Below are 25,507 nucleotides of genomic sequence, written 5' to 3'. Positions count from 1 at the left end.
ACGCCGCCGGCAGCATGGTACAACGCAGTCACGACTCGCTACGAAGGTGGTGGAAGACGTAGGTCTGGGCGTAGCCGGCGTACTCCCCGCCAAGTCGCTCCCGTATCGCCCGTGAGGTCGCGGCGTAACTGTCGCGATCGCAGTCGGGGTAGTACTCTTCGATCGTCGTCTGGATCCAGGTGTCCAGCGGGACGGCTTCCAGAAAGTCAAGCGAGAACAGCAGGACGCAGTCGGCGACTTTCTGTCCGACGCCGACGAACTGCGTCAGGTGTTCCCGGGCGTCCTCGTAGGCGCGGTCGCGCGCATCGTCCGGATGAGCCTCGCCCGACGCGACCATCTCGGCCGTCCGCTGGACGTACGGAGCGCGATAGCCCAGGCCGAGGTCGCGAAGCTCCGATTCCGTGGCTGCCGCGAGCTGGTCCGGCGTCGGGAACACCCGATACGTACGGCCGTCGACGGCGACCGTGTCGCCGAACGCCTCGGCCATCGCGAGTTGCATCTCGTGGATCCGGGAGACGCGCATCTGTGCCGAGCAGATAAAGGAGATCAGCGTCCCGAACGGGGGGTCCCGGACTAGCCGCATCCCCCAGTAGCGGTCGAAGGCGGCGTCGAGCAACCGGTCGTCCGGCGTCGCCGCGCGGATCGCCGGCAGGTCGTCCTCGAGACGGAGCAGCGATCGGACGATCCAGTCGGCGTCCGTCGTCGACTCCCATTCGAGGGCTCCGTCGCGCTGACGGACGCGCACGACGACCGGGTCACCGGCGTCGAGTCGGATGCGGTCGTCGTCGACGCGGACGACCGTCTCGTACCAGGCGTCGCCGCCGCTTTGCTCGTCACCGTCGTACATTCGACCGTCGGCACGTTGCCAGAGATACGACTGGCCGCTCTCGAGGGTCGCCTGGAGATCGAACCCACCGGCCAGCGCGGACACGTCGATCCGTCCAGCTTCCATTCGCTCGGGTTCGGGGCCGCGTTCGCTTTTCCGTTTCGGTCGGCCACGCTCGGCGTGACGCATCGAGAAACCGTGGCTAACCTTCATATCGCTGGGCCAGTAATACCAGTATATGAACTGTCGAGTTGTCGTCGAAGCCGCCGTTCCAGTCTACGACGTGGAAACGGCTGACGAAGCGGTTCGGATCGCCATCTCGAAGACGGGCGAGATGTTGAATCCCGATCTCAACTACGTCGAGATCAACATGGGCGGTCGCTCCTGTCCACACTGTGGGGAAGAACTCGAGCCCGCGTTCCTCGCCGCTGACGAGAGTCTGGTCGCGCTCGAACTGGAGATGACGGTCTTCAACGTCGAACGCGACGAGCACGCGGCCCGGATCGCCCGCAAAGAGATCGGCCAGCGCCTGGAGAACATCCCGCTCGAAGTCCTCGAAATCGAAGAGATCGAAGAGGAGTCAGACGAGGACGAGTCGGATGAGTCGGAAGTCGTCGACGAGACCGAATCCGACGATGTGGGTGACGAACCAGGCGACGACAACGCGACCGGCGAAAGCTCCGGAGAAGGCGAGGACATTCTCCCGGAGTTCGAAGAACTCATCGACGAGTAGTGCTGTGACGTGCGTCTGACGAACCTATTTGTTCTCAAGTGCCCCATATTGCAGTGATGGACGAGACGTTTCTCGATATGGACACGGTCACCGTCGAGTTCGACGAGGAGACGTTAGAGGCGCTCGACGACGTCGCGTTTACCGACCACCGCGGGAACCGCGACGCGGCGATTCGGGAGTGTCTCGACCGGTGGCTGAAATCCCGCAAGGAGTAGCAGTCTCGATCTGAAACCCACTCACACGCGTGGCTCGGGCAGCAGGTCGTCGATGTCCTGGTCGGATAGCCACTCACAGAGCTGGACGAGCTGATCGGCGGCGGCCTCGAACAGTTGCTCGCCCTTCTGTGCGGTCGCGTCGGTCTGATCACCGAACACGCCGTTGTCCGAGTTGTCGATCGCGTCGTAGAACGTCCGTGCGCCGAACTTGGTCGTCTCGGCGGCCTCGATGTCCGGGACGCCGCCGTCTCTGGCGTCTTCCAGGCGGTCGTCGTGGACGAGGTCGCCGGCCAGATGCTGGATCAGCGCGGTCTCTTTCGGACCGCCGTGGGGACCGTTCTGCTCGAAGACCTCGTCGACGAGTTCGGGGATGCTCTCGTTCCACATCCACTCGACTGCGAAGGCGACCTCGTCTCCGTGGAGCCGTCGTCCGACCTCCCGGAGGTGGTCGACGTTGCCGCCGTGGGCGTTCACGTAGACGATCCGGTCGATCCCGTGGTACGCGAGGTTCCGCGAGAAGCTCTCGACGTACGCTCTGAACGCTGGCGGATCGACCCACATCGTTCCCGGGAACTGGCGGTGGTGGGGGCTGACACCGATATTGATCGTCGGCGTGCAGAGGTATCCGGTTCGCGCTGCGGCTTCACGCGCGAACCCCTCGGCGATCAGGTGATCGGTGCCTTCCGGTAGATGAGGGCCGTGCTGCTCTGTCGACCCCAGCGGGACGATAGCGAGCGATTCGGACTCGAAGTACGACTCCAGGTCCGGCCACGCGTGCTCGGCGAGGTACATAGGACACGTACAGGCGAGTGACCACTTGAACGTGCCGAGAGGGGCAAGCTGCGGGACCGAAAGACGCAACTTAAGGACCTTCACCGGGAACGGCGAGTCGATGGATCGATTACTGTCCCCGCAGACGAAGCGAATCGTCCTCGTCGTCCTGGCGGTCGCGCTCGTCGCGCTCGCCGGTTGCAGCACCGGCGACACGACACCGACCGAGACGACGGACGATTACCCGTTGACCGAGACGACGACGGATCCGGCAGACGGAACGACGACGGATCCGGCAGACGAAACGACGACTGAACCGCCGGCGAGCGACGTCGACCCGGAGGAGCTAGCCGCCAACCACGCCGAGCGGATCGACGCTGCCAGTTCACTGACGGCCAGCCAGCAGGTGCTCGTCCGACAGACGACCGGCGGGAACACGTCCGTCTCGGACACCCAGATGGTCTCGTATTACGACCTCGCCGACCGAGTGGGCCTCCAGACCGCGACAAAGAGTGTGACCGCGCCGCAGTACGCGACCAAGCAGCGGACGGATAAGTACACGGCCGGTGACGAGACGTTCCTGCGGGCGAACAGTTCGACGAGCCAGCAAGCCGAGTACTACTACGACCAGCAGCCGTACAACTATTCCGCACCGCCGACGCCCGTGAATTTCACGTCGGCCGGCTGGACCGGACTGTACGAGAACATGAACGCGTCGCTCCAGGAGCAGGGGACGACCGAATTCGGGAACGAAACCGTAACGCGGTACACCGCGAGCGGTCAGGCGAGCCTGCCGGTGCTCTCTGCGGGGGCCGGCAGTTCGTTCTCCGAACTCGATCAGATCAACGCGACCGTGCTCGTCACCGACGACGGCCTCGTCACGAGTACGACGGTTCGAGCGTCCGGGACGAGCGTTCGGGGTACAGATCTCGCGATCGCCTACCAGTACACGGTGACCGATCTCAACGAGACGACGGTGACGGAGCCGGCCTGGACAGAAAACGTCAACGCGACTGGATGACGTCCACCCCGCCCTAGACAGCGGGATGCCCTCCTCACAGAAAGATGGCCGCCTCCCCGCCGTTTTTCTTCCTCCGGACCCTCGGGGCAGCCATGCAGACTGTCGACGCCGGCGGCTTGCGGATCGGCGACGATCATCCCCCGCGAATCATGGGCGTGCTCAACGTCAGCCGCGAGTCGCCATACGATCCGAGCGTCTACGACGATCCGGGCGAGGCCGCCGCCTACGTCGACCGCGAACTCATCGATCAGGGGGCCGATATCGTCGACATCGGACTCGAATCGGCGAACAAGCGGTTCGAGGTCCTCTCCGCCGAGGAGGAACTCGACCGTCTCGACGTCGCGATCGAGACGATCGAATCAGTGAACGGCGACGCGGTCTTCTCGATCGAGACTCGCTATCACGAGGTCGCCGAACGTGCACTCCAGCGGGGATTCGACATGGTCAACGACATCGGCGGGTTCGCGGACCCGAAGATGCCCGAGATCTGTTCGGACTACGACGTCGCCGTCGCGAAGATGGCCAGTCCGCCGGATCTGCAGCGTCCGGGCGCCGTCGAGGAGACGCCCTGGGCCGAGCGGCGCTCGCCGGAGTGGGAACGAGGTGCGGACTACGTCGATCAGGTCTACGAGGCACTGAAGCAACACGGCCTGACGGACAAGACGATCGTCGATCCGGCCTTCGGCGGCTGGAGCGAAGCCCAGACGATCGAGGACGACCGGGAGACGTTCCGCCGGCTCCGGGAATTCCGCGGACTGGGACGGCCGATCCTCGTCTCGATCAACCGCAAGAACTTCCTGCGATCGATCGCGGACCGATCGACCGAGGCGGCGTTGCCGGTGAGTCTGGCGGCGACGTCGATGGCGGTCGAACGCGGCGCACACGTGATTCGCACCCACGACGTCGCCGAGACGCGCGACGCCGCCCTCGTCGGCGACACGTTCACCCGCCAGCGGATCGACGACGGCGCGATCGACATCGAGGAACTCGACGTGACGACAGTAGGCGAGGCGAAACGACACTGCGAGCGCGTGGGTGCTGACGAGCGGACGGCCACCCGGTCGGTCGTCCGCGTGTTCGAGCTGGGGGGCCTCTCACCGACCCAGCGCGACTGGCTCGCGACCCACGCCCCGGCCCATGGCGGCGTCTACGCGCCGGGCGAGGGCGATAGCGATCTGCTGATCGGGTCGCCGGCCGCTCTCGGTGCGCTCGCGACCGACATCGACGAATCGAACGCGCTCGGTGAAGCACTCGCGACGATCGCGGAACGTCTAGAGTAGCATGGACTTCGAGACCTGGGAACCGATCTACGAGCAGATCCTCGAGGACATGGGGTACGACCGTGAGGCGGACGAACGTGCCCGTGACGTGTACGCCGGTATGTTGCGTGCACTGGACGGGGAGGTCTTCGACGGATCGCTGGATTTCGCCGGCGACCGCGTGGCGATTGCGGGCGCGGGGCCGTCCCTGGAGGGCGAACTCGAACTGGCTCGCGGGGCCGACGCCGTCGTCGCCGCCTCGAGTGCCGGGCGACGACTACTCGCCAGCGAAATCGGCGTGGACTGTCTGGTCACCGACCTCGACGGCACGCCCGAGACTGCCGTCCGGCTGACGACCTACGGGACGCCGGTCGTGATCCACGCGCACGGCGACAACGCGAACGCCGTCCATGAGTACGTCCCGCGCTGTCGGCTGTCGGCAGTGATCCCGACGACGCAAGCGGCGCCGCGGACCCCAGTCCGGAACTTCGGCGGGTTCACCGACGGCGACCGGGCGGCGTTTCTGGCCGACCACTTCGGCGCGAGCGAGCTCGTCTTCCCCGGATGGGATTTCGACGACCCGGCAGTCGGACCCGCGAAACGGCAGAAGCTCCAGTGGGCCGAGCGGCTGCTCTACTGGCTCGAACGGCGTCGCGACGATCGGTTCGACGTGCTCGATGGGCGACGCAGCGCGATCGACCCGATCGAATTGTGACTGGGCTCGCCACTCGAGACGACCGCTTTCAACGAAACGCAATTGGAGTCTTCCCGCGAGTGCGGGACGCAGCCGTCGATTTCGGGCCCTCTCCGTGTGCCGACAGCTCATCACCACCCACATATATAGATCAATACCGAACTATAGATCTAATAGTAACACATTTTCGTGTTTCTCCGTTCAGTCGAGGCCGAGAGACTGGTGCGCACAGCGTCTGACGCACTGTGCCATCGAGTGCTCGCCGAGTCCCGATCAGAGATGACTGACATCAGACATCCACACATCGACCGCGCGCTCGCTGCCGTCCGAGCCGAACGTGACATTCTCGAGGCCGAGCGGGACGCGTTCGAGACGCTGCTGCGGCGCGTCAGTGCGATTCAGGTGGACGCCCGAGCCTCGACAGCCGTTCAGTCCGGTGCCGTGACCGCGGCATCGATAGCCCGTCCCACCGAGGTTGCTCGCGGATTAGGGGAGGTGCGCGACGCGTATCGGGAGACAGTAATGGAGGTCCCGCACTACGAGATCGAATACGACGAGTCGCTCCGGGCGAACCTCGCGGCCGAATTCGGGGAACCGCTGGCCAGTCGCATCGTCGACGGTACCGTGTTGACACGGCAGGTATACGACGCCGTCACCGACGCCTGCAGGCAGGCCCGTGACGAGCGAAAGCGGGCGCTCCAGTACGTCGAGCGAGAACGGGATCGACTCGTCGCGTTCGAAGCCGACCTCACGGCGATCGAACGGGATGTCGTCGAAGCGGGTGCGGCGATCGAGTCGGCGTCCGGGACCCGTCAGTTGAGCCGGATCGACGACACGCTGGCGACGCTACAGTCGCGCTGTCTCGGCCTCGCGAACGAGCGTCAGACGCAGCTCCGCGAATCGGATCAGATACACGTGCTGGGGTCAGACGGCTTCGGGTTCTACGAGTATCTCTACGCCGATCTGGAGACGCCAGCACCGGTGCTGTCGGACGCCGGTGCCTGCCTGAAGACGATACAGGGCCATCGAATGCGTGGTCTCCGGGCCGAGTAGCGCGGGCGCTCGGAGTCCAGGTCGAAGCGAGACTGATCGGTGCGTTCGCCGCAAGCGCGAGAGGGGGTCGGTTCGAGCGGGCGGCTGAGGCGGCCTAGCTCGGCCGGGGCGCGGCCTTCTGGAGGGCACTCTCGGCGATATTGGATCCGTAGTCGGCCGTCCGGGACAGCGAGTCGACGACCAGGCCGAGTCGCTGGGCACTCTGTGGATCATCCTGCTTCCGGATGAGGTTGTCCACCTCGCGGCTCTGATCGTCGACGTCACGGACCATCGCACGCGCCTCGTTCGCCATGCGCGTCGCCTCGTCGGGGTCGTCCTCGAACAGCGCGTCCATCGCCAGCTCCGGGACCTCGATGGCGCCGTCCTTGAGATCGATCAGTGCCTCGGCCTCCGCGTCGGTGACGTCGCCAACCTCGCCGGCGATCCGGGCAATCTTGGTCGCGTGGTCCGCGATCCGCTCGAGCTGGCGGGCGGCCGACTGGTAATCGAACACCGTCTCGCGGGGGAAACCGATGTCGGAGGCTGCAGCGGGATCGCGAAGTACCGTCCGGAACACCCGCGAAACCATGTACCACAGCCGGTCGACGTCGTCGTCCCGTTCCATCACGTCGTCGGCGAGTTCGTCGTCGTTCTCGATCAGCGCCTCGACGGCGTCGGACAGCATCGTCAGCGACACCAGGCGCATGCGCGTGATCGCGTTGTGGACCGACAGCTCCGAGGAGTCGAGCAGGTCCTGCAGCACGACCCGTTCGCCGGTCTCTTCGATCACTTCCAGCCCCACCAGTCCCTGCGTGGCGTCGCGGATGACGCGACGCTGTGCGGCAGTGATCCGACTGGCTTCGAGCGTGATGATGTCGAACCCGCTGACGTACATGGTCATCACCGCACGCGTCAAGTCGTGGTCTTCCGCCAGCCCGGTGATGTCGAGCGTTCCCTCGGTCCGATCGACCTCGTCCTGCGGCGAGAGCAACAGCAGGTCCTTCTCGGAATGAAACTCCACGACGGATCCCGCGCTGACGTCGTTGTCGGTCGCCCACTCTTTCGGAAGTGACACGGTGTAGGTCGAGCCGCCTGTCACCTGGACTTTCCGGGTCTCCATACCCCAACTGGAGACTCGCGTGGACTAATAGATTATGGAACATCTATGTAGTAAATGCCACTAATATGTATATATTGCTACGTCCAGCCAAAGCCACCCATCATGACAGCTATAGTGTAACATATAACTATGTTTTTGTATTTATTTTCCGGAGAGTAGAAGAGTGAACGAGGATGCTGGTCGCCAAGGGAGAATCGGACAAGACATTCGCCGATATCGACCCTTACGTCGCCGGAAGAGAGTCACCCTGACCTCGGTCAGGAGGGGACTCATCGCCAGCCGTCAACGAGAACCGGCAACTGCCGATCGCTCGAAACAATATCAATATTGCTGGCAATATGCGACAATGTATACCATACTGTCCTTACTATATAGAATTGAACTATCTATACTCCTCATAGCAGGGTATTTCCCTGTTTCACAGTTGGATTCAGGTGATGTCACGCAAAGACGCGGGCGACGTGACGCGACGCAAGTTCCTGATCGGTTCCGGCGCAGCGGGAGCGATCACACTGGCCGGTTGTACGTCCACAGGTGACGGCAACGGCAACGGCAATGGCAACGGCAATGGCAATGGCAACGGCAATGGCAATGGCAACGGCAACGGCAACGGCGACTCCGGGTTGTCCGGCGAGATCACCATCAAGGGGTCGAGCACTGTCTTCCCCGTGTCAGACGCCATGGCCGAGCTGTTCATGGAGGAACACGAGGGGGTCAACGTCACCGTCGATCCCACGGGCAGTGGTGGCGGTTTCAAGAACTGGTTCTGTCCAGGTGACGCGGAGATTAACGGGGCATCCCGCCCGATCAAGGACAGCGAGACAGAGCAGTGTAGCGGGAACGACGTCGAGCCGGTCGAGTTCCAGATCGCCGGCGACGCTCTCACAATGGCCGTCAACAACGACGCCGACTGGGTCGACTGCATGACACCGGACGAACTGTCCCAGATCTGGCGAGAGGACGGCGCGACGAACTGGTCGGAGATCCGCGACGAGTTCCCCGATCAGGAGATCCCGCTGTTCGGGCCCGCCGAGACGTCCGGTACCTATGACTGGTTCAACGAGAACATCGTCGGCGAGGACTACCGCCACACCGCCCGCCACCAGCCCACGGAGGACGACGAGACGATCGTCCAGGGGATCCGAGACAACACGAACGCGATGGGGTACTTCGGGTACGCCTACTACAAGTCCAACAGCGAGCAGGTCAAGGCCCTCGAGATCGACGGCGGCCAGGGGTGTACGGAGCCCAGTCTCGCCAACGCGAAGGACGGCTCGTACCCGATGGCACGACCGCTGTTCATCTACGTCGCGAAAGATGCCCTCCAGCGGGAGGAGGTCTACGAGTTCATGAAGTTCTACCTCGAAAAGGCCGAGACGGACATCGTTCAGGAGATCGGTTACGTCCCATCGAGTACGGATCTGCGCGACGAGAACCTCGCGAAGCTCGACGAAGCGGCCGGCAAGTAGACCCCGCCTCCGTTTCTATTTATGAGTACAGAAACAGCCGACGAAATCACGTCGCGGCCGTCCGAACGAGCGACGGTCGAACGGATGTATCGCTACGTCTTCTTCGCGTGCGCGAGCGTCTCGATCGCTGTTACGCTCGGGATTGTCGGTCTGCTGGGCTGGAACGCAGTCGAGTTCTTCACGCTTCCCGAGGTCAACCCTGTCGGGTTTTTCACCGGCACGGAGTTCCTCCTCTCGCGGGACCAGTTCGGCGTCCTGCCGTTGTTGACCGGCACGCTACTCGTGACGATCATCTCGGCGATGATCGCGCTCCCCATCGGCACTGCGGCTGCCGTCTATCTCAGCGAGTACGCCAGCGATCGCGCACGGTCAGTGCTCAAACCGGCACTGGAGATCCTCGCCGGGATTCCGACGGTCGTCTACGGGATCTTCGCGCTGGTGTACGTCACGCCGTTCCTGCGGACGTTCGGGTTTCCGCTGAACACGTTCAACGTCCTCAGCGCGTCGGTCATGGTCGGGATCATGATCATCCCGATGGTCTCCAGTCTCAGCGAAGACGCAATGAGTGCCGTCCCGGACTCGCTCCGGCAGGCCGCCTACGGTATGGGCGCGACCAAGTTCGAAGTGTCGACTGGCGTCGTGATCCCGGCAGCGATCTCGGGCATCTTCTCGTCGTACATCCTCGCACTGTCACGAGCGATCGGCGAGACGATGATCGTCGCCGTCGCCATGGGGAGTCGATCGCGGATGTTCGATTTCGCCAACCCACTGCAGAACCTCTGGGAAGGAAACCAGCCGATGACCGCGGCGATGGTCCAGATCAACAGCGCCGACAACGTCAGCGGCCCCGGATTCCTCAGCATGTTCGCGATCGGTATGACACTGTTCGTCGTGACGTTCCTGATGAACCTCGCGAGCAACCGCATCGCCGCACGATACAGGGAGGAGTACGAATGACTGCGATCTGGACGCCGACTCCGGAGGTGAGCCACTGATGGCGGCTGAAACCCCGTCGTGGGCCCAACAGGCCGGACAGGTCAGCCGGCTCCGGGGACGCGCCTTCGAGGCGATCTGTCTGGCGTCGACCTCCCTGGCGCTGGTCTCGGTGATGGTGTTGTTGCTGTTCGTCGCCAACGACGCCTTCCGTCCGTTCGAGGCGGAGCCCGCACTGACGTTCGCGATCCCGGTGCTCCCCGGTCTGGAGCTGTTCGTCGTGCCTGTGGTGTTGCCGGCGTACCTGCTCGTCTTTGGAGCGACCCTGGGACTGCCGGTCGCGCTGACTGCGCTGTATTACTATCGACGGGACGATCCGGCCGGCGAAGTCGCCTACGCGACTCTCGGACTCCCGATCGTCAGTCTGCTCGTCTCGGCCGGCGTACTCGTCATGTTCATCGAGGTGCTGACTGTCTCGGAGCTGTTCGCGACCGAGCTGGCGCTGCTCGTCGCCGTCGGCGCGATTTACGGTCACGCCCGTCTGCGCCCCCGAAAAGCGGTCGAACGGCTCGCAATCATTATCGTGGCCCCCGTCGTCGCGCTCGCGGGCCTCCCGCCGGCGATGTTCAACGACATCGTCAACGGGATCGCGGGTCTGGCCGGCGTCGGCCCCGTACTCACGACACGGCTATTCAGCGTCCGGGAGCTCGTGCTCGCCTCGCCGTTTCTGCCGGTTCGGTGGGTGATGCTGCTCGCAACCGTCACGCTGCCCGTTGTAGCGATCTTCGCCCCGATCCTGGCCCGGCGGCGCGAGAGCCGCGAGGCCGGACTGGCACTGGGCGGCCTCTCGATGATCGTCGCCGCCCTCGGACTGGTCGCTGCCCCGGCACTCGGCGTCGGATCCGACGTGTGGATCGTCGTCGCCAGTGTCACCGTCCCGCCGCTGGCGGTCTACGTCGAAGGCGTCGTCCGTCGACGGGAGGGGATGGCCGGACTCGCGTTCCCCCTCGTTCTGATCGGTGGGGCGCTTGCCGGGTGGCTGCTCGTCCAGCAGGTCGGATTCGGCATGCCTGACCCGTGGCTCGACTGGGGGTTCCTGACGAACGCTCACTCGCGGTTCTCCGCCGAGAAGACCGGGATCTACCCGCCGCTCGTGGGATCGGTGATGATGCTGTTCGCGATCGTGATCTTGATCTTCCCGGTCGGTGTCGGCGCGGCGATCTATCTCGAGGAGTACGCGCCAAGTCAGGGGCTAGCTGGCAAGTTCGTCACGCTCATCGAGATCAATATCGGAAACCTCGCAGGTGTCCCGTCAGTCGTCTACGGACTGCTGGGACTGGCGCTTTTCATCCGGTTCCTGTCGATGCCGGTGGGTGCGATCATCGTCGGCGCGCTCGCGGTCGGGCTGCTCATTCTGCCGATCGTGATCATCTCCGCACAGGAAGCGATCCGGGCAGTGCCCGATTCCCACCGGGAAGCTTCCTACGGGATGGGAGCGACCAGATGGCAGACGATCAGGGACGTCGTGCTCCCGCAAGCGTTCCCGGGTATTCTCACCGGGACGATCCTCGCGCTCGGACGGGCGATCGGCGAGACCGCGCCGCTTCTGATGATCGGGATGCCGGCGATCGTCCGGCGCGCACCTGACGGCTTTTTCGCGACCGGGAGTGCGATGCCCCGACAGATCTTCCGGTGGTCGAAAGAGTTCGATCCCCTCTATCGGCACGGCGTCCTCGCGGCAGGCGTCGTCACGCTACTGGTCGTCCTGCTCATCATGAACGGGACGGCGATCATTCTCCGCAACAAGTTCCAGCGGGAGGAGACAGCATGAGCCAGGAACGACTCACAAACCAGGACGAGACGGTATCGAGCGGCGAGAACAGTGCGGATCCGACCAGCGAGCCCCTGGTCGACTCCGCGATCGAAGTCCCGGGCAAGAACGCGACGTCGACCGGCCGGACGATCCTCAGAGCTCAGAGCTTCGACGTCTACTACGACGACGTGCAGGCGCTGCAGGACGTCAACATCGAAATCCCCGAAAAGCAGGTCACCGCGATGATCGGCCCCTCGGGCTGTGGCAAGTCCACGTTCCTGCGCTCGATCAACCGCATGAATGACCTCGTCGACGCCGCCCGGATCGAGGGCGAGTTGCTCTTCCGCGGCAAGAACGTCTACGACGAGGACGTCGACCCGGTGGCGTTGCGCCGGAAGATCGGCATGGTCTTCCAGCATCCCAACCCCTTCCCCAAGAGCATCTTTGACAACGTCGCCTACGGCCTGCGCGTCCAGGACATGGACGTCGACGAACAGCAAGTCGTCGAGGAGTCGCTGAAGAAAGCCGCCCTCTGGGACGAAGTCAAGGATCAACTGGACAAGTCCGCGCTGGATCTCTCAGGCGGCCAGCAACAGCGCCTCTGCATTGCTCGTGCCATCGCGGTCGATCCCGAGGTCATCCTCATGGACGAGCCAGCCAGTGCGCTGGACCCGATCGCCACCTCGAAGATCGAGGATCTGATCGACGACCTCGCCGAGGACTACACCGTCGTGATCGTCACCCACAACATGCAGCAGGCCGCCCGCATCTCCGACAAGACCGCCGTGTTCCTCACCGGCGGCGAACTCGTCGAGTTCGACGACACCGAGAAGATCTTCGAGAACCCCGAACACCAGCGCGTCGAAGACTACATCACCGGCAAGTTCGGGTGAGGATGCCCGCATCGTCGCTCTCCGAGGAACCGGCCGCACTGCGGAACGACGTCGTCGCGTTCGGCGATCTCGTTCGCGACCAGCTCCGGCGGGCGCTGTCTGCACTGGACACGCTCGATCCGGAACTCGCCCGGACGGTCGTCGACGGCGACAGGCTTGTCAACGAGCGCTATCTCGACCTCGAACGCGACTGCATCGAGTTGCTCGCACTGCACCAGCCGGTCGCGAGCGACCTCCGGACGGTCGTCGCCGCGTTCAAGATACTCACCGACCTCGAACGGATCGCCGATTTGGCGGCGAATCTCGCGTCGCTCGTCGGGCCGCTGCTGCACGAGGTCACGAGCGATACCTTCGCCGCCGTCCGGCTTGTCGAGATCGGCGAACTGGCGTCCGAGATGGTCGCCGACGCGCTCTACGCGTTCGAAACCGGTGACGCCGACCTCTGCCGGGCCGTCGTCGAGCGCGATACGGCCCTCAACAGTCGCTGTCAGAACGCGATGGAGACGCTCGTTCGACAGCTCCTCGAGCCGAGAAGAACAGAACCGTTCGCAAACGTCGAACCGCCAGTCGTCCAGCAGGTGCTCGTGCTCGTGCGTGATCTCGAACGGACCGGTGATCACGCTACCAACATCGCAGCCAGGACCTACTACGCGATCAAAGCCGACGACACGCTGTTGCAGTGACCCCATCTGTTGGCGGCGGGCTGTCTCTGCCACCCCACAATATATACTCCTATATAGACCACATACTGATAATAGTAGAATACTTATCTACATCGTGGTTTCAAACCGGCAATGACACGCGAGATGGCGTGTGGAGTGTCCCGGCGCTCGTTTCTCGCTGGGGCGGCCGGAGCAGGAGCGACTGGTCTGGCAGGCTGCATCAAGAGTCGGGCAGAGTACGACAGTGGCGATTCGGGCGATGGCAACGCCGGCGGTCCACTGTCGGGGGAAATCGGCATTGCCGGGTCGAGTACGGTATACCCGCTCACCCGGACGATGCGAGTGGAGTTTCTCGACAGGCACCCCGACGTCCGCATCTCAGTGCAGTCGACCGGGACCGGTGGCGGATTCGGGAGTTACTTCTGTACCGGTGACCGGGTGATCAACAACGCCAGTCGCGGGATCAAAGACAGTGAACGCGAACAGTGTGCCGAAAACGACATCGAACCGCTCGAAATCAGGGTTGCGACCGACGCATTGACCGTCGTGGTCAACAACGAGGCCGACTGGGTGGACTGTCTGACCGTCGACGAACTCGCCCAGATCTGGGGTCCAGACGGAGCCGACCGCTGGAGCGACGTTCGCGAGGAGTGGCCCGACGAAGAGTTCGAACTGTACGGGCCAGCCTCGACGTCGGGAACGTTCGATTACTTCACTGAAGCGATCATGGGCGAGGAAGACGCCCATCGGAGCGACTATTCGGCGACCGAAGACGACAACACGATCGTCACCGGCGTCAAGGGATCGAAATACTCGATGGGCTACTTCGGGTTCGCCCACTACAACGGTAACAGTGAGGCCGTCAAGGCCGTCTCGATCGAGGACCCGGAAACCGACGCGGAGTGCGTGGAGCCGACGCTGGAGAACGCGGCCGAAGGGCGGTACACGCCGCTCTCGCGGCCGCTGTTCATTTACGTGGCCAAAGGCGCGCTCGCACAGCGACACGTGGCGGAGTTCTGTCGGTTCTACGTCCGAAACGTGACCAGCGAAGAGCTCGTGGCAGACGCGGTCGGATACGTACCGCTGACCGAACGACAGCAGGCCTTCCAGCGGGGTCGTCTGGAGGCCGCGATCGACAGCGTGACAAGCGATGAGTAGTGAGACCCGCGACATCGTCACCGACGAGACGAACGCCTCGCGAACGGCCAAAGAGCAGACGTATCGGGCGATCTTCCTCGCCTGCGGTATTCTGTCGGTCCTGACGACCGTCGCGATCATCGCGACGCTATTCAGCGACGCCCTGACGTTCTGGTCGGAGGTCCCGATCGAGGACTTCCTGCTGGGGACGAACTGGAGCCCGCAGATCGAGGGGTCCTACGGGGTCTTGCCGCTGGTCAGTGCGACCCTACTGATCACGTTCGGGTCCGCCGTCGTCGCGCTCCCGATCGGCGTCCTGACGGCGATTTATCTCAGCGAGTACGCCAGCGATCGCACGCGGTCGATTCTCAAGCCGACGCTGGAGATTCTGGCCGGCGTCCCGACTGTCGTCTACGGCTTTTTCGCGCTGGTGTACGTCACGCCGGCTCTGGGGACGATCTTCCCGTCGATCAGCACGTTCAACGCGCTCTCGGCGTCGCTCGTCGTCGGGATCATGATCATCCCGATGGTCTCCTCGATCAGCGAGGACGCCATGAGTGCCGTCCCCGATTCGCTCCGGCAGGCGAGTTACGGACTCGGCGCGACGAAATTCGAAGTCTCGACGACCGTCGTCGTCCCGGCAGCGATCTCGGGCATCTTCTCGTCGTTCATTCTAGCACTGTCGCGAGCCATCGGTGAGACCATGATCGTGACGATCGCGGCCGGGTCGAACGCGCGGCTGATCGATCCACTCGATCCCTTCAGCGCGTTTCTCAACAGCGTCGAACCGATGACGGCCGCGATGATCAACATCGGGAAGAGTGACGTCGATCCCGGATCGCTCACCTACAAGAGCCTCTTCGCGATCGGACTCACGCTGTTCGCGATCACGTTCGTGATGAACGTCGTGAGCAATCTCGTCGCCGAACGCTACCGGGAGGAATACGAATAATGGCTACACAGAGTGAGTCGACGACCTTCGGTCGTGTGAACCGGATTCGAGGCGTCGTGTTCGAGAACATCACCAGGGCTGCGGCCCTCGTCGGCGTTCTGGCACTGTTCGTGTTGCTGGTCTACACGGCGCTGGACGCGTTCCAGCCGTTCACGGCCGAGCGCGAGTGGTACGTCCTGCTTCTGGGAACGTTCGGTATCCCCGCACTGCTCGTCGGGAGTTACTGCTGGTCGAACCGGACGGTCGGTCGTGTCGCAATCCGTGCGGTCGGCCTCGCGCTCGGGACGCTCGCCCTGACCACGGTCCTCGTGCTCTGGCTCGGCGGCCAGCTCGCGCTGCTGGTCGTCGTCGCGTCCGTGTTTCCGACGGGGGCGTACCTCGCGTACCTGCTGACCCACCGTCGTGAACTCTCCGTCGGCCTCCAGTTCGTCGGTATCATCGTCAGCGGTGGCGGCATCGCCTCGATCGTCTCGTTTTTCCTCGGGACGCAGGCCACACTCGTCTACGCTATCACGGTCGGAATCCCGTCGGCGCTGCTGGCGCTGTTTTTCCTCCGGAACCCGGCTGTCGGATCGCTCGGTGTCCGCGCGACCGCCGCCGCGATCACAGGTACGGGGATCGCCGCGCTGGGTCTCGAAGTCGCGTCGATAGTCCTCGGGATGACAGTCGAGTCATCGCTCGGCATCCCGGGCGAGTCGACGGCCGTCGGCGTCTACGCACTCGGTGCTGTGCTCGGCACGGGCGTCTACGGGGCGATAGCCGTACGGCGCCGGGTACCCGGCTTGCTCGGTCTGTTTGCCCCGTTTGTCCTCCTCGCAGGCGCCCTCGCCGGGTTCTGGTTCCACCGCGAGTACGTTATCGTCTCCGGGGTCGTCCCGGCCCTATACGGCGTCACGGTCGTGCTCCCGGCACTCGCATATGTGCTCGACGTGTTTCGAACGCGGAGCGAGGGCGGTCGCGGCCTCGCGCTTCCGGTGGTCTTCGCCCTCGGTCTCGTGATTGCTCTGCAGATGCACGAACGGTTCGTCCTGCTGGTCCCGGCGGTCGAGTTGGTCTTCGGGCTCACAACCGCGGGTGCGATCGGTACGTACGGGTGGTGGCTCTCTGACCGGGACCGGTCGGGAACGTCCGGCGTTGCCGTCCCTGTCATCCTGGGCGGCGGTCTGCTGGCTGGAGTGGTGCTCGGACGGCGACTCGGCATCAGTGGCCCCGATACCTGGCTCACCGTGGACTTCCTGACGAACGGCTCACACTACGAGCCAGGGCTGGCTGGAATCCACCCTGCACTCATCGGCTCGCTGTATCTGATGGTGATCGTGACGTTCGTTTCGTTCCCGGTCGGCGTCGGCGCGGCGATCTACCTCGAAGAGTACGCCGGCGAGAGCCGACTCAAGCGCTTCCTCGAGATCAACATCTCGAATCTCGCGGGCGTCCCCTCTGTCGTCTACGGGCTGCTCGGTGTCGGTGTATTCATCCGCTACGGCGGATTGCGGCTGGGCGCGGTCGTCGCCGGCGGATTCACGCTGGCACTGTTGATCCTGCCGATCGTGATCATCTCCGCACAGGAGGCGATCAAGGCCGTGCCGGACTCGTTGCGCCAGGCGTCTTACGGGATGGGCGCGACGCGCTGGCAGACGATCAGAAACGTCGTGCTCCCGCGCGCGCTCCCGGGGATCCTCACGGGGACGATCCTCGCGCTGGGGCGTGCGATCGGCGAGACCGCACCGTTGATCATGGTCGGGCTGGCTGCCATCGGCGGCGTCCCCGATTCGCTGCTCGACCAGGGAACGGCGATGCCGCTGCAGGTGTTCAGCTGGGCGCTAGACGCCAAAGAACTCTTCCGCGAGAACGTCGCCGCCGCCGGTTCGATGACGTTGCTAATCGCACTGCTCAGTTTGAACGCCACTGCGATCGTCATCCGGAACAGGTATCAGCGAGAACAATGACAATAACACAACACCGTTCCACCGCCGCATCGCTCGCTAACGACCCCATCACACAGACCTATGGCATCTGAAACCGGAACCGAAGTAACCGACGAGACGAGCACAGAAGCGTCCGAGCAATCACTGCTCGGAACTACCGAGGTCGCCGACGACCGTGGGGCAGGTCCAGTAGCGTCCACGGAAACCGTCATTGAGGCTCGCCATCTGGATGTGTTCTACGACGACGTGCAGGCGCTGCAGGACGTCAACATCGAAATCCCCGAAAAGCAGGTCACCGCGATGATCGGCCCCTCGGGCTGTGGCAAGTCCACGTTCCTGCGCTCGATCAACCGCATGAATGACCTCGTCGACGCCGCCCGGATCGAGGGCGAGTTGCTCTTCCGCGGCAAGAACGTCTACGACGAGGACGTCGACCCGGTGGCGTTGCGCCGGAAGATCGGCATGGTCTTCCAGCATCCCAACCCCTTCCCCAAGAGCATCTTTGACAACGTCGCCTACGGCCTGCGCGTCCAGGACATGGACGTCGACGAACAGCAAGTCGTCGAGGAGTCGCTGAAGAAAGCCGCCCTCTGGGACGAAGTCAAGGATCAACTGGACAAGTCCGCGCTGGATCTCTCAGGCGGCCAGCAACAGCGCCTCTGCATTGCTCGTGCCATCGCGGTCGATCCCGAGGTCATCCTCATGGACGAGCCAGCCAGTGCGCTGGACCCGATCGCCACCTCGAAGATCGAGGATCTGATCGACGACCTCGCCGAGGACTACACCGTCGTGATCGTCACCCACAACATGCAGCAGGCCGCCCGCATCTCCGACAAGACCGCCGTGTTCCTCACCGGCGGCGAACTCGTCGAGTTCGACGACACCGAGAAGATCTTCGAGAACCCCGAACACCAGCGCGTCGAAGACTACATCACCGGCAAGTTCGGGTAGCCGCCACTCGAAGAGGGATCGGGGCCAACAAGCTTCGACAGTAAAACTAACGTAGCCCAGCCTATCACACAGCATACGAACAAATGCCACGAGAATCCTACCAGGAGAAGCTGAACGCCCTCCGCGAGGACGTGCTGTACATGAGCGAAGTCGTCCTCGAGCGCGTGCGGATGGGACAGAACGCCCTCCAGCAGAAAGACGAGGGGCTCGCTCAGGAAGTCATCGACAACGACTACGAGGTCAACCAGCTGTATCTCGATCTCGAACAGGACTGCGTGAACCTGCTCGCACTCCAGCAGCCGGTCGCGGGCGACCTGCGCTTTATCGCCGCGTCGTTCAAGATCATCACCGACCTCGAACGGATCGCCGATCTGGCGACGAACCTCGGCGAGTACACGCTCGAAGCCGACCGGGACGTCTTCCCGGAAGTCGACGCCCAGGAGATCGGCGACGCGGTCGTCGAGATGGTCGAAGACGCGATGGAAGCCTACGCCGAAGAAGACGTCGACGCCTGCTTCGAGATCGCCGAACGCGACGACGAGATCGACGCGATGTGTGCCGACGCCTCCGACACGGTGATGCGCGATTTGATCGAGCGGGAGGCCGCCACCCCGAACGACGACGAGGACATCGAGCAACTCATGACCGACGTGTCGCGGCTCCTGTTGACGATCCGTGACCTCGAACGGATCGGCGACCACGCGGTCAACATCGCCGCCCGGACCCTGTATATGGTCGAGAACGACGACGAGCTCATTTACTAGAAACCACTTTTTACTGCGTCGGGTTCGAGCCGCGCCTCCGGCGCGCTCGAACCACTCCTTGCAAAAAACCTGGGGAAAACTGCCGGTCGCTCGGGGCAAGCCCTCGCGTCCGGTGAAACGGCGCTCACTGTCTCACGGCTTCGCCGTTCGACGTTTCGAGGGCACACTTCGCCGTTCGACGTTCGAGGGCACAAAGCGACCTCGCTACCGCTCGCGCGTATGCTCAACGCCGCAGCGGCGCCTTCTCCAGCACCGCCACGTACTGCCCGTTCTCGCCCCGGTAGGTCTCCGCCCGGGCCCACACTGTGTCAGCCAGAACCGAATCCATTTCCTCGGGAGCGACCAGCAGGTAGTCGAACCAGTCGGTCGCGTGGGTCTTGTACCGGGTCTTGATCCGCAGCGCGCCCGGCAGACGGCCCCGATCGCGGTTGTACTCGTGGTAAACCCGGTGGTAGTCGTCGGCGTTTTCGTACACGTCGTGACTTTCGGCGAGGATCCGAGCCTCGTCTGAGGTGACCGTCGCCAGCCCACCGAGCACGTCCGGCGCGGTCTCGGCCGTCCCGACCAGTCCGAAGTTGTTGCCCAACATCAGTACGGTCTCGAAGGCGTCCGGTTCGAACTCGTCGACGACCTCGGCGACGTCACACTCGCGGACGTCCTCGACGCCCCGGTCGCGGCTCACCTCGACCGCGCCGGGCGAAACATCGATCCCGGATACGTCGTGGCCCTGCCGCTGTGCATGCAGTGCGTGCCGGCCCGCGCCGCAACCGACATCTAGCACGCGGCCTCGGAGACGATCGAAGGCCGCCTGCACGTGCTCGCCCCAATCGTCGTACTCGCTGAAATACATCTCCGGGCCACCAGAAGGGGCAACAAATCCGTCGTCGCGTTCGACGATCTCGAATCCGTCCTCGTACTCGTAATAGTCCAGGATCGCCTGGCCGTACGCGTCTTTTTCGGCGTCCATACTGGGTAGAACAGCGGTGCCGAGAAAAACGACCTGGTATCATGACACTACTTCGCACGCCCTTCCGATAGTCGAGGACGACATCCGTCTCTATCGCGTCGGACCGGCTTGCGCCGTCCGGATCCGACACGCTCCCGGATCATTCCTGCTGTCCGTGCGGACCGGGCGGCCCGCCAAACCCGGTTTCCATCATCTCACACTCGCCGTTCTGATTGATGAGCAGTCGCCCTTGATACCCACACGTTCCACTGTTGTTGTACTTGCAGCGCGTACACCGACACTCGAGATCTTTCCCCGAGTTAGGGAATGACATACAGGACGTTATCGCCCGGAGACCTTGGAAATGTGGGTTGGTCCGGGTCCGGGAAACCGGTCCAAACGACGGTGAGCCCACCACGGGGTCAAGCCCCGGGGCAGTCGCCTCGATCGCCGGTACATATACGGCGGTCGGGTTCGCCGTCAGCACATGGAACGGCTGTACACCGACTATCCCGAACTCTACGACGCGATCCAGTCGGAGTGGGACTACGATCGGGACTGTGCGTTCGTCCAGGACCTGCTCGACGACCGGGACCCAGCGGATCTGACCCTTCTGGAGATCGGCTGTGGAACCGGCGAACACACCCAGCGATTCGTCGACGCCGGCTACGACGTGACCGCGATCGACCCGAACGAGGGCATGCTGTCCCGTGCCCGAGAGAAGGTCGACGCCGACTATCACGCGGCTGGCGTCCCCGGGATCCCGGTCGATTCGGAGTTCGACGTCGTCGTCGCGATTCGTGGGGTGATCAATCACCTGCCGCCGGCGGAACTCGGGCCGGCGATCGAGGACGTGGCCGCACACCTCGCTGCCGACGGCGTGTTCGTCTTCGACAACTCGCCGTTGCCGCCGGAGGGAAACGAGGTCGCGATCGACGTGGGCGAGACGGACGCTGGCAGATACGCCCGTCTCGTGCAGATGAATCCCGACGGCGACCGGCTGCGCTGGGATCAGATCGTGTTCACGCCCGACGGCGAGGTCTGTGTCGACACGCGTCCGATGACCCCCTTCGACGATCTCGAAATCGCGGCGACGCTGTCTGGATACGGTCTCGACGTCGAACCGGTCGGGGGCTACGGCCCGGACGACGACCGGACCGTGTTCGTCTGCACGCCGCGGTAGGCAGGAGACGTCGAACCGATAAGCGTCGTACGACCCCTAGAACCGGTAGATATCGACGTCGTTGGGAAGGTCGTCCGGATCGACGTGCTCGTCCCCGAGACCGAGCTCGGTAGCACACTCCGTACAGACCCCGTGCCCGTCGTCATAGTGGCGCTCACAGACCAGTCGTCCACACCGGTCACAGACGTGGTCGACGTCCGGCTTCCCACAGATGTCACAGAGTCCGGAAGCATTCATGTGTGAGTATAGCACCCACGGACGCTTTACGCTGGTGGTGGCGCGGCTGCCGTCCCTCGGGCGAGACGCCGAAATCCCGACACTCTCTGCCGTTGCCGGGAGGTTTAGGGGTAGCCTGGCCGAACGCTATCCGTGGACGAATCACGCCTGCTGGTCGGGCTCGCTGCAGTGTTTAGCGGGATGGCGGTCCTGTTCGCGCTCCTCGGAGTCGTCTATAATCCGTTCGTCCTCGTGGTGGCGGCGATGTTCGGAGCAGTATCCTACCTGCTCTGGATTCACGGGACGGGCCGGCTGGCCAGTCGTCTCTACGCGCGCGTCCAGCGCCAGGCCGAACGCAACGCAGGTCGCGACCGCCGCCGAGACGGTCGCGGGAGACGTGGCGACTTCGGGGCCGGCCCCCGCGAGGACTGGGTGCCGCCGGGCAGTCGCGGTCGGCGGCAGCGGGCGAGCGGTCCGGGCGAGCGACGCCGGGTCGGTCCCCGCGAACGCCGGACCCGCGCTCCGCCCGGCAGCGACGGTCCGACGACTGCTGAAGCCTACCGCACGCTCGGACTCGACCCCGACGCCGACCAGGAGGCGATCAAACGGGCCTACCGGGAGAAAGTCAAATCGGTGCATCCGGACACCGAAGACGGCGACGAGGCACAGTTCAAGCGCGTCAAAGCTGCGTACGAACGACTTACGGACGAATAGCGGACACGCAAGACCGATAGTTCTCCGCATCGACGAGCAAATATGATGGACGCGCCGCCGCTTGCGGTCGACGTCGACGGAACGCTGACCGACGGCCAGGGGGCGATCGACCACCGTGTCTTGCCAGTGCTGCGGGAGTGGCCCGCACCGGTCGTCGTCGCGACGGGCAAGTCCATGCCGTATCCGATCGCGCTCTGCCAGTTCGCCGGGATCGAGGGGCGGGTGATCGCCGAGAACGGCGGGGTCGTCGCCGTCGCCGACACCGACACGCTCCGTTTCGAAGGGGATCGCGCGGCCGCACAGGCCGTCGCCGACGCGTACGTCGAGGCCGGCTACAGTCTGGGGTGGCGAGAGATCGATTTCGTCAACCGGTGGCGCGAGACCGAGATCGCCGTCGCTCGCGAACAGCCGCTGGCACCGCTGGAATCGATCGCTGCCGAGCGCGGATTAGAGGTCGTCGACACCGGCTACGCCTACCACGTGAAATCGCCCGACGTGAGCAAGGGCCAGGGACTCGAAGTCGTCGCCGACGAACTCGGTCTGGACCCCGCGGCGTTTCTGGCGGTCGGCGACTCCGAGAACGACGTGTCGACGTTCGAGGTCGCGGGCGAGGCCGTCGCAGTCGCGAACGCGGACGACGCGGCGCTCGCGGCGGCTGATCGCGTCACCGACGACGCATACGCGGACGGGTTCTTCGAGGCGATCGGCGTCGACCCGATCCGATAGTGCTAGTTACCGTGGCGACTGCCACCAGAAGACGAATCGTCCGAGTCCTGGTTCGTGTCTCTCCAGGGCAACGCCGGGCGGTCGATGTGGATCCAACGTACCGCAAATCGTTCCACACCACGAAGGATGATATATAGCGATACAGACCTGTACTGAGGCGAATACGGGGAAGGCTTATGAGAGCGCCACAATTACCCACGCCTATGAGCCCGGACCGGGCCGTCCTTGAGCGTGCACTCGAACGCGGGGAGCAGGAAGGGGGCAGCGTCGAATTCAAAGAGCGGCTCAGCGAGGACCTCCACGCGACGGAGGGGCGCTTCGAGAGCCTCGCAGCGCAGCTGCGCCACCGCGTCCTGAGCGGTGACGGCGAGGCGACCTACGTCGTCGGCGTCACCGACGACGGCGGTCTGGCCGGGATCGAACCCGAGACGTTCTCCGAGTCGATGGACGTCCTCTCGCTTCTGGCCGACGAGGCCGGCGCGCACATCGCCGACGTCCAGACCTGGAGCGTCGATCGCGGCGGGATCGTGGGGGTCGCGACGATCCGGGAAGGGACGCGACTGGCCGACGACGAGCACATCGTCGTCGGGACTGCGGGCCACGTCGACCACGGGAAATCGACGCTCGTCGGGTCACTGGTGACCGGCCAGGCCGACGACGGCCAGGGAGACACGCGCTCGTATCTGGACGTCCGCCCACACGAGATCGAGCGGGGTCTCTCGGCGGATCTCTCCTACGGCGTCTACGGGTTCGACGAGGACGGCCCGGTCCGAATGGACAACCCCGACCGCAAGTCGGATCGCGCCCGCGTGGTCGAAGAATCCGACCGTCTGGTCAGCTTCGTCGATACCGTCGGCCACGAGCCGTGGCTGCGGACGACCATTCGCGGGATCGTCGGCCAGAAACTCGACTACGGGCTGTTGACGGTTGCGGCCGACGACGGGCCCACGAGGACGACCCGAGAGCACCTCGGCATCCTGCTGGCGACCGAACTGCCCACGATCGTCGCGATCACCAAGGTCGATCTCGTCGACGACGAGCGCCTCGCCGAGGTCGAACGCGAGGTCGAGCGACTGCTCCGTGACGCCGAGAAGACGCCGCTACCGATCACCCGCCACGGGATCGACGCAGCCGTCGAAGAGATCTCCGAGACGGTCGTGCCGGTCCTTCGGACCTCGGCCGTCGACGGCACCGGGCTGGAGACGCTCGACGAGTTGTTCGAGCGCCTCCCGAAGACCGAGACCGCCGCCGACGGCGACTTCGAGATGTACATCGATCGAACCTACAAGGTCAGCGGCGTCGGCGCGGTCGCGTCGGGGACGATCCGCTCCGGACGCGTTGAGGCCGGCGACGAACTCCTGCTCGGGCCGATGGCCGACGGAACCTTTCGGGAAGTCGAGGTCCGCTCGATCGAGATGCACTACCACCGCGTCGACGAGGCCGAGGCCGGCCGCATCGTCGGGATCGCGCTCAAGGGCGTCCGCGAGGCCGACGTCGAGCGCGGGATGGTCCTGCTCCCCCGAGAAGCCGATCCGACGCCGGTTCGTGAGTTCGAGGCCGAGGTGATGGTGCTGAACCATCCGACGCGGATCGGCGACGGCTACGAACCGGTCGTTCACCTCGAAACCGTCAGCGAGGCGGCCGCGTTCTACCCCGAGGGCGGGCAACTGCTGCCCGGTGACACCGGACGTGCCCGTGTTCGATTCAAATTCCGGCCGTACTGCATCGAGGAGGGACAGCGGTTCGTGTTCCGCGAGGGCCGCTCGAAGGGCGTTGGTACCGTCACCGACGTCACCGGTCCGGAGTGATCGGATCGATCCGACAGACCCGTTCGCCGGCGACAACCCGACGGAAATTCTCGAAGACCAGCCGTGCCTGTGCGGCCGCGGCGTGGTTGTCCTCGGTGACAGTTTCGAGTGCCGCCTGCCTGTCTTTCTCGGAGATGTCTTTCCCCTCGATGACCCACCGAGCGGCATCCATGTCGTATTCGGGATGGAACTGCACGCCGTAGGTCCGACCGATCTGGAACCCCTGGAGCCCTGCGTCGTTGCGTGCGGTCACGCGCGCGTTCTCCGGTAGTTCGACGACGGCGTCGGTGTGTGTCTCGAAGGCCGTGAACGTCCGGGAGACGCCGTTGAACAGCTGCGACGCGCCGACGCGCCGGACGGTCCGGTAGCCGAGTTCGCGCTCGCCCATGTCGGCGACCCGTCCGCCCAGCGCTTCCGCGAGCAACTGGTGGCCCCAGCAGACCCCGATCATCGGGATTCCGGCGTCGTGGGCCGCCCGTGCCCAGTCTTCGGTATCAGTGATCCACGGCTGGTCGTCGTAGGTCGAGCACTGTGAGCCGCTGATGACTGCACCGTCGTAGGAGAACGTCTCGGGATCGGGCGGCAGTTCGCCCTCGCTGATCTCGAAAACCGTCACGTCGCCCGGGAGCTCACGCCGGAAGTTCCGTCGTACTGGCGTGTCTCCGACCGAGGCGTCGAGCAGGACGAATTCGACCATTATATTGCATAGTATGGACACAACAGCGAAATAGGTTACGCCCCGAA

General features: G+C 64.2%; 27 protein-coding genes. 20 read left to right on the top strand and 7 right to left on the bottom strand.

The features are described 5' to 3' along the window. Positions 1–28 precede the first annotated feature (28 nt). Complete coding sequence (locus OB916_RS00240) at positions 29–952, bottom strand: DNA-3-methyladenine glycosylase family protein (protein ID WP_315907794.1); 924 nt, start codon at positions 950–952, stop codon at positions 29–31. A 112-nt stretch (positions 953–1,064) separates the two neighbouring features. Here OB916_RS00240 and OB916_RS00235 point away from each other — a divergent pair, with 112 nt between their 5' ends. Further along, positions 1,065–1,559, top strand: coding sequence for a DUF555 domain-containing protein (locus OB916_RS00235; RefSeq protein WP_315907271.1), 495 nt, complete (start codon positions 1,065–1,067; stop codon positions 1,557–1,559). Positions 1,560–1,615: 56 nt separating this feature from the next. Next, positions 1,616–1,774 (top strand): ribbon-helix-helix protein, CopG family, encoded by a 159-nt coding sequence (locus tag OB916_RS00230; RefSeq protein ID WP_315907270.1) that lies wholly within the window; start codon positions 1,616–1,618, stop codon positions 1,772–1,774. A gap of 21 nt (positions 1,775–1,795) precedes the next feature. On the opposite strand, the gene OB916_RS00225 is transcribed toward OB916_RS00230, so the two are convergent. Further along, complete coding sequence (locus OB916_RS00225) at positions 1,796–2,566, bottom strand: creatininase family protein (protein ID WP_315907269.1); 771 nt, start codon at positions 2,564–2,566, stop codon at positions 1,796–1,798. A gap of 100 nt (positions 2,567–2,666) precedes the next feature. Between OB916_RS00225 and OB916_RS00220 the strand changes: the two genes are divergently transcribed. The 4 genes from OB916_RS00220 (at position 2,667) to OB916_RS00205 (ending at position 6,572) form a co-directional block, all read left to right on the top strand. Continuing rightward, complete coding sequence (locus tag OB916_RS00220; protein ID WP_315907268.1) at positions 2,667–3,566, top strand: DUF7537 family lipoprotein; 900 nt, start codon at positions 2,667–2,669, stop codon at positions 3,564–3,566. Between the two features lie 92 nt (positions 3,567–3,658). Next, a complete protein-coding gene (gene folP, locus OB916_RS00215; RefSeq protein WP_315907267.1) occupies positions 3,659–4,846 on the top strand; it encodes a dihydropteroate synthase in 1,188 nt (395 codons plus the stop codon). 1 nt (position 4,847) lies between these two features. Continuing rightward, positions 4,848–5,540 carry a 6-hydroxymethylpterin diphosphokinase MptE-like protein gene (locus tag OB916_RS00210; protein ID WP_315907266.1) on the top strand — a complete coding sequence of 231 codons (693 nt, stop codon included), beginning with the start codon at positions 4,848–4,850 and terminating at the stop codon, positions 5,538–5,540. A gap of 258 nt (positions 5,541–5,798) precedes the next feature. Further along, on the top strand, positions 5,799–6,572 hold the full coding sequence (locus OB916_RS00205) for a DUF7260 family protein (RefSeq protein ID WP_315907265.1): 774 nt from the start codon (positions 5,799–5,801) through the stop codon (positions 6,570–6,572). Positions 6,573–6,666: 94 nt separating this feature from the next. Here the strand turns inward: OB916_RS00205 and OB916_RS00200 are convergent, their stop codons facing one another. Continuing rightward, positions 6,667–7,671: a phosphate uptake regulator PhoU gene (locus OB916_RS00200; RefSeq protein WP_315907264.1), complete on the bottom strand. Its 1,005-nt coding sequence runs from the start codon at positions 7,669–7,671 to the stop codon at positions 6,667–6,669. A gap of 437 nt (positions 7,672–8,108) precedes the next feature. Here OB916_RS00200 and OB916_RS00195 point away from each other — a divergent pair, with 437 nt between their 5' ends. From OB916_RS00195 to phoU (OB916_RS00150), 10 genes are all read left to right on the top strand, one after another. Further along, the gene (locus OB916_RS00195; RefSeq protein ID WP_315907263.1) at positions 8,109–9,140 is read left to right on the top strand and encodes a PstS family phosphate ABC transporter substrate-binding protein; all 1,032 of its coding nucleotides are present in this window, start codon (positions 8,109–8,111) and stop codon (positions 9,138–9,140) included. 21 nt (positions 9,141–9,161) lie between these two features. Further along, positions 9,162–10,097, top strand: coding sequence for a phosphate ABC transporter permease subunit PstC (pstC, locus tag OB916_RS00190; RefSeq protein WP_315907262.1), 936 nt, complete (start codon positions 9,162–9,164; stop codon positions 10,095–10,097). 37 nt (positions 10,098–10,134) lie between these two features. Next, on the top strand, positions 10,135–11,904 hold the full coding sequence (pstA, locus tag OB916_RS00185; RefSeq protein WP_315907261.1) for a phosphate ABC transporter permease PstA: 1,770 nt from the start codon (positions 10,135–10,137) through the stop codon (positions 11,902–11,904). Next, positions 11,901–12,779 carry a phosphate ABC transporter ATP-binding protein PstB gene (gene pstB, locus OB916_RS00180; protein ID WP_315907260.1) on the top strand — a complete coding sequence of 293 codons (879 nt, stop codon included), beginning with the start codon at positions 11,901–11,903 and terminating at the stop codon, positions 12,777–12,779. The genes pstA (OB916_RS00185) and pstB (OB916_RS00180) overlap by 4 nt, the downstream gene beginning before the upstream one ends. A gap of 2 nt (positions 12,780–12,781) precedes the next feature. Beyond that, a complete protein-coding gene (phoU, locus tag OB916_RS00175; RefSeq protein WP_315907259.1) occupies positions 12,782–13,462 on the top strand; it encodes a phosphate signaling complex protein PhoU in 681 nt (226 codons plus the stop codon). Between the two features lie 111 nt (positions 13,463–13,573). Then, positions 13,574–14,599 carry a PstS family phosphate ABC transporter substrate-binding protein gene (locus OB916_RS00170; RefSeq protein ID WP_315907258.1) on the top strand — a complete coding sequence of 342 codons (1,026 nt, stop codon included), beginning with the start codon at positions 13,574–13,576 and terminating at the stop codon, positions 14,597–14,599. Continuing rightward, positions 14,592–15,530, top strand: coding sequence for a phosphate ABC transporter permease subunit PstC (gene pstC / locus OB916_RS00165; RefSeq protein ID WP_315907257.1), 939 nt, complete (start codon positions 14,592–14,594; stop codon positions 15,528–15,530). Before OB916_RS00170 ends, pstC (OB916_RS00165) begins: the two co-directional genes overlap by 8 nt. Then, complete coding sequence (pstA, locus tag OB916_RS00160) at positions 15,530–17,476, top strand: phosphate ABC transporter permease PstA (RefSeq protein WP_315907256.1); 1,947 nt, start codon at positions 15,530–15,532, stop codon at positions 17,474–17,476. Before pstC (OB916_RS00165) ends, pstA (OB916_RS00160) begins: the two co-directional genes overlap by 1 nt. A 60-nt stretch (positions 17,477–17,536) precedes the next feature. After that, on the top strand, positions 17,537–18,406 hold the full coding sequence (gene pstB / locus OB916_RS00155) for a phosphate ABC transporter ATP-binding protein PstB (protein ID WP_315907255.1): 870 nt from the start codon (positions 17,537–17,539) through the stop codon (positions 18,404–18,406). Positions 18,407–18,489: 83 nt separating this feature from the next. After that, positions 18,490–19,170 (top strand): phosphate signaling complex protein PhoU, encoded by a 681-nt coding sequence (gene phoU, locus OB916_RS00150; RefSeq protein WP_315907254.1) that lies wholly within the window; start codon positions 18,490–18,492, stop codon positions 19,168–19,170. 223 nt (positions 19,171–19,393) lie between these two features. Here phoU (OB916_RS00150) and OB916_RS00145 read toward each other — a convergent pair whose 3' ends face one another. Together OB916_RS00145 and OB916_RS00140 are read right to left on the bottom strand one after the other, a co-directional pair. Next, positions 19,394–20,137: a class I SAM-dependent methyltransferase gene (locus tag OB916_RS00145; RefSeq protein WP_315907253.1), complete on the bottom strand. Its 744-nt coding sequence runs from the start codon at positions 20,135–20,137 to the stop codon at positions 19,394–19,396. Positions 20,138–20,276: 139 nt separating this feature from the next. Continuing rightward, positions 20,277–20,450 (bottom strand): hypothetical protein, encoded by a 174-nt coding sequence (locus tag OB916_RS00140; RefSeq protein ID WP_315907252.1) that lies wholly within the window; start codon positions 20,448–20,450, stop codon positions 20,277–20,279. 153 nt (positions 20,451–20,603) lie between these two features. On the opposite strand from OB916_RS00140, the gene OB916_RS00135 reads away from it, so the two are divergent. After that, positions 20,604–21,299, top strand: a complete 696-nt coding sequence (locus OB916_RS00135; protein ID WP_315907251.1) for a class I SAM-dependent DNA methyltransferase — start codon at positions 20,604–20,606, stop codon at positions 21,297–21,299. A gap of 36 nt (positions 21,300–21,335) precedes the next feature. Here OB916_RS00135 and OB916_RS00130 read toward each other — a convergent pair whose 3' ends face one another. Beyond that, positions 21,336–21,536, bottom strand: a complete 201-nt coding sequence (locus OB916_RS00130; protein WP_315907250.1) for a hypothetical protein — start codon at positions 21,534–21,536, stop codon at positions 21,336–21,338. Positions 21,537–21,668: 132 nt separating this feature from the next. Here OB916_RS00130 and OB916_RS00125 point away from each other — a divergent pair, with 132 nt between their 5' ends. The 3 genes from OB916_RS00125 (at position 21,669) to OB916_RS00115 (ending at position 24,763) form a co-directional block, all read left to right on the top strand. Next, positions 21,669–22,229 (top strand): J domain-containing protein, encoded by a 561-nt coding sequence (locus OB916_RS00125; RefSeq protein ID WP_315907249.1) that lies wholly within the window; start codon positions 21,669–21,671, stop codon positions 22,227–22,229. A gap of 42 nt (positions 22,230–22,271) precedes the next feature. Then, a complete protein-coding gene (locus OB916_RS00120; protein ID WP_315907248.1) occupies positions 22,272–22,955 on the top strand; it encodes a phosphoglycolate phosphatase in 684 nt (227 codons plus the stop codon). Positions 22,956–23,158: 203 nt separating this feature from the next. Then, on the top strand, positions 23,159–24,763 hold the full coding sequence (locus OB916_RS00115) for a GTPBP1 family GTP-binding protein (RefSeq protein WP_315907247.1): 1,605 nt from the start codon (positions 23,159–23,161) through the stop codon (positions 24,761–24,763). On the opposite strand, the gene OB916_RS00110 is transcribed toward OB916_RS00115, so the two are convergent. Further along, positions 24,747–25,460: a type 1 glutamine amidotransferase gene (locus OB916_RS00110; protein WP_315907246.1), complete on the bottom strand. Its 714-nt coding sequence runs from the start codon at positions 25,458–25,460 to the stop codon at positions 24,747–24,749. The two genes, OB916_RS00115 and OB916_RS00110, sit on opposite strands and share 17 nt — an antisense overlap. Between the last annotated feature and the right edge of the window lie 47 nt (positions 25,461–25,507).

It is taken from the genome of Halapricum hydrolyticum (assembly GCF_025517535.1).
Classification (GTDB): domain Archaea; phylum Halobacteriota; class Halobacteria; order Halobacteriales; family Haloarculaceae; genus Halapricum; species Halapricum hydrolyticum.
This window is presented reverse-complemented; position numbering and strand designations above follow the sequence as displayed.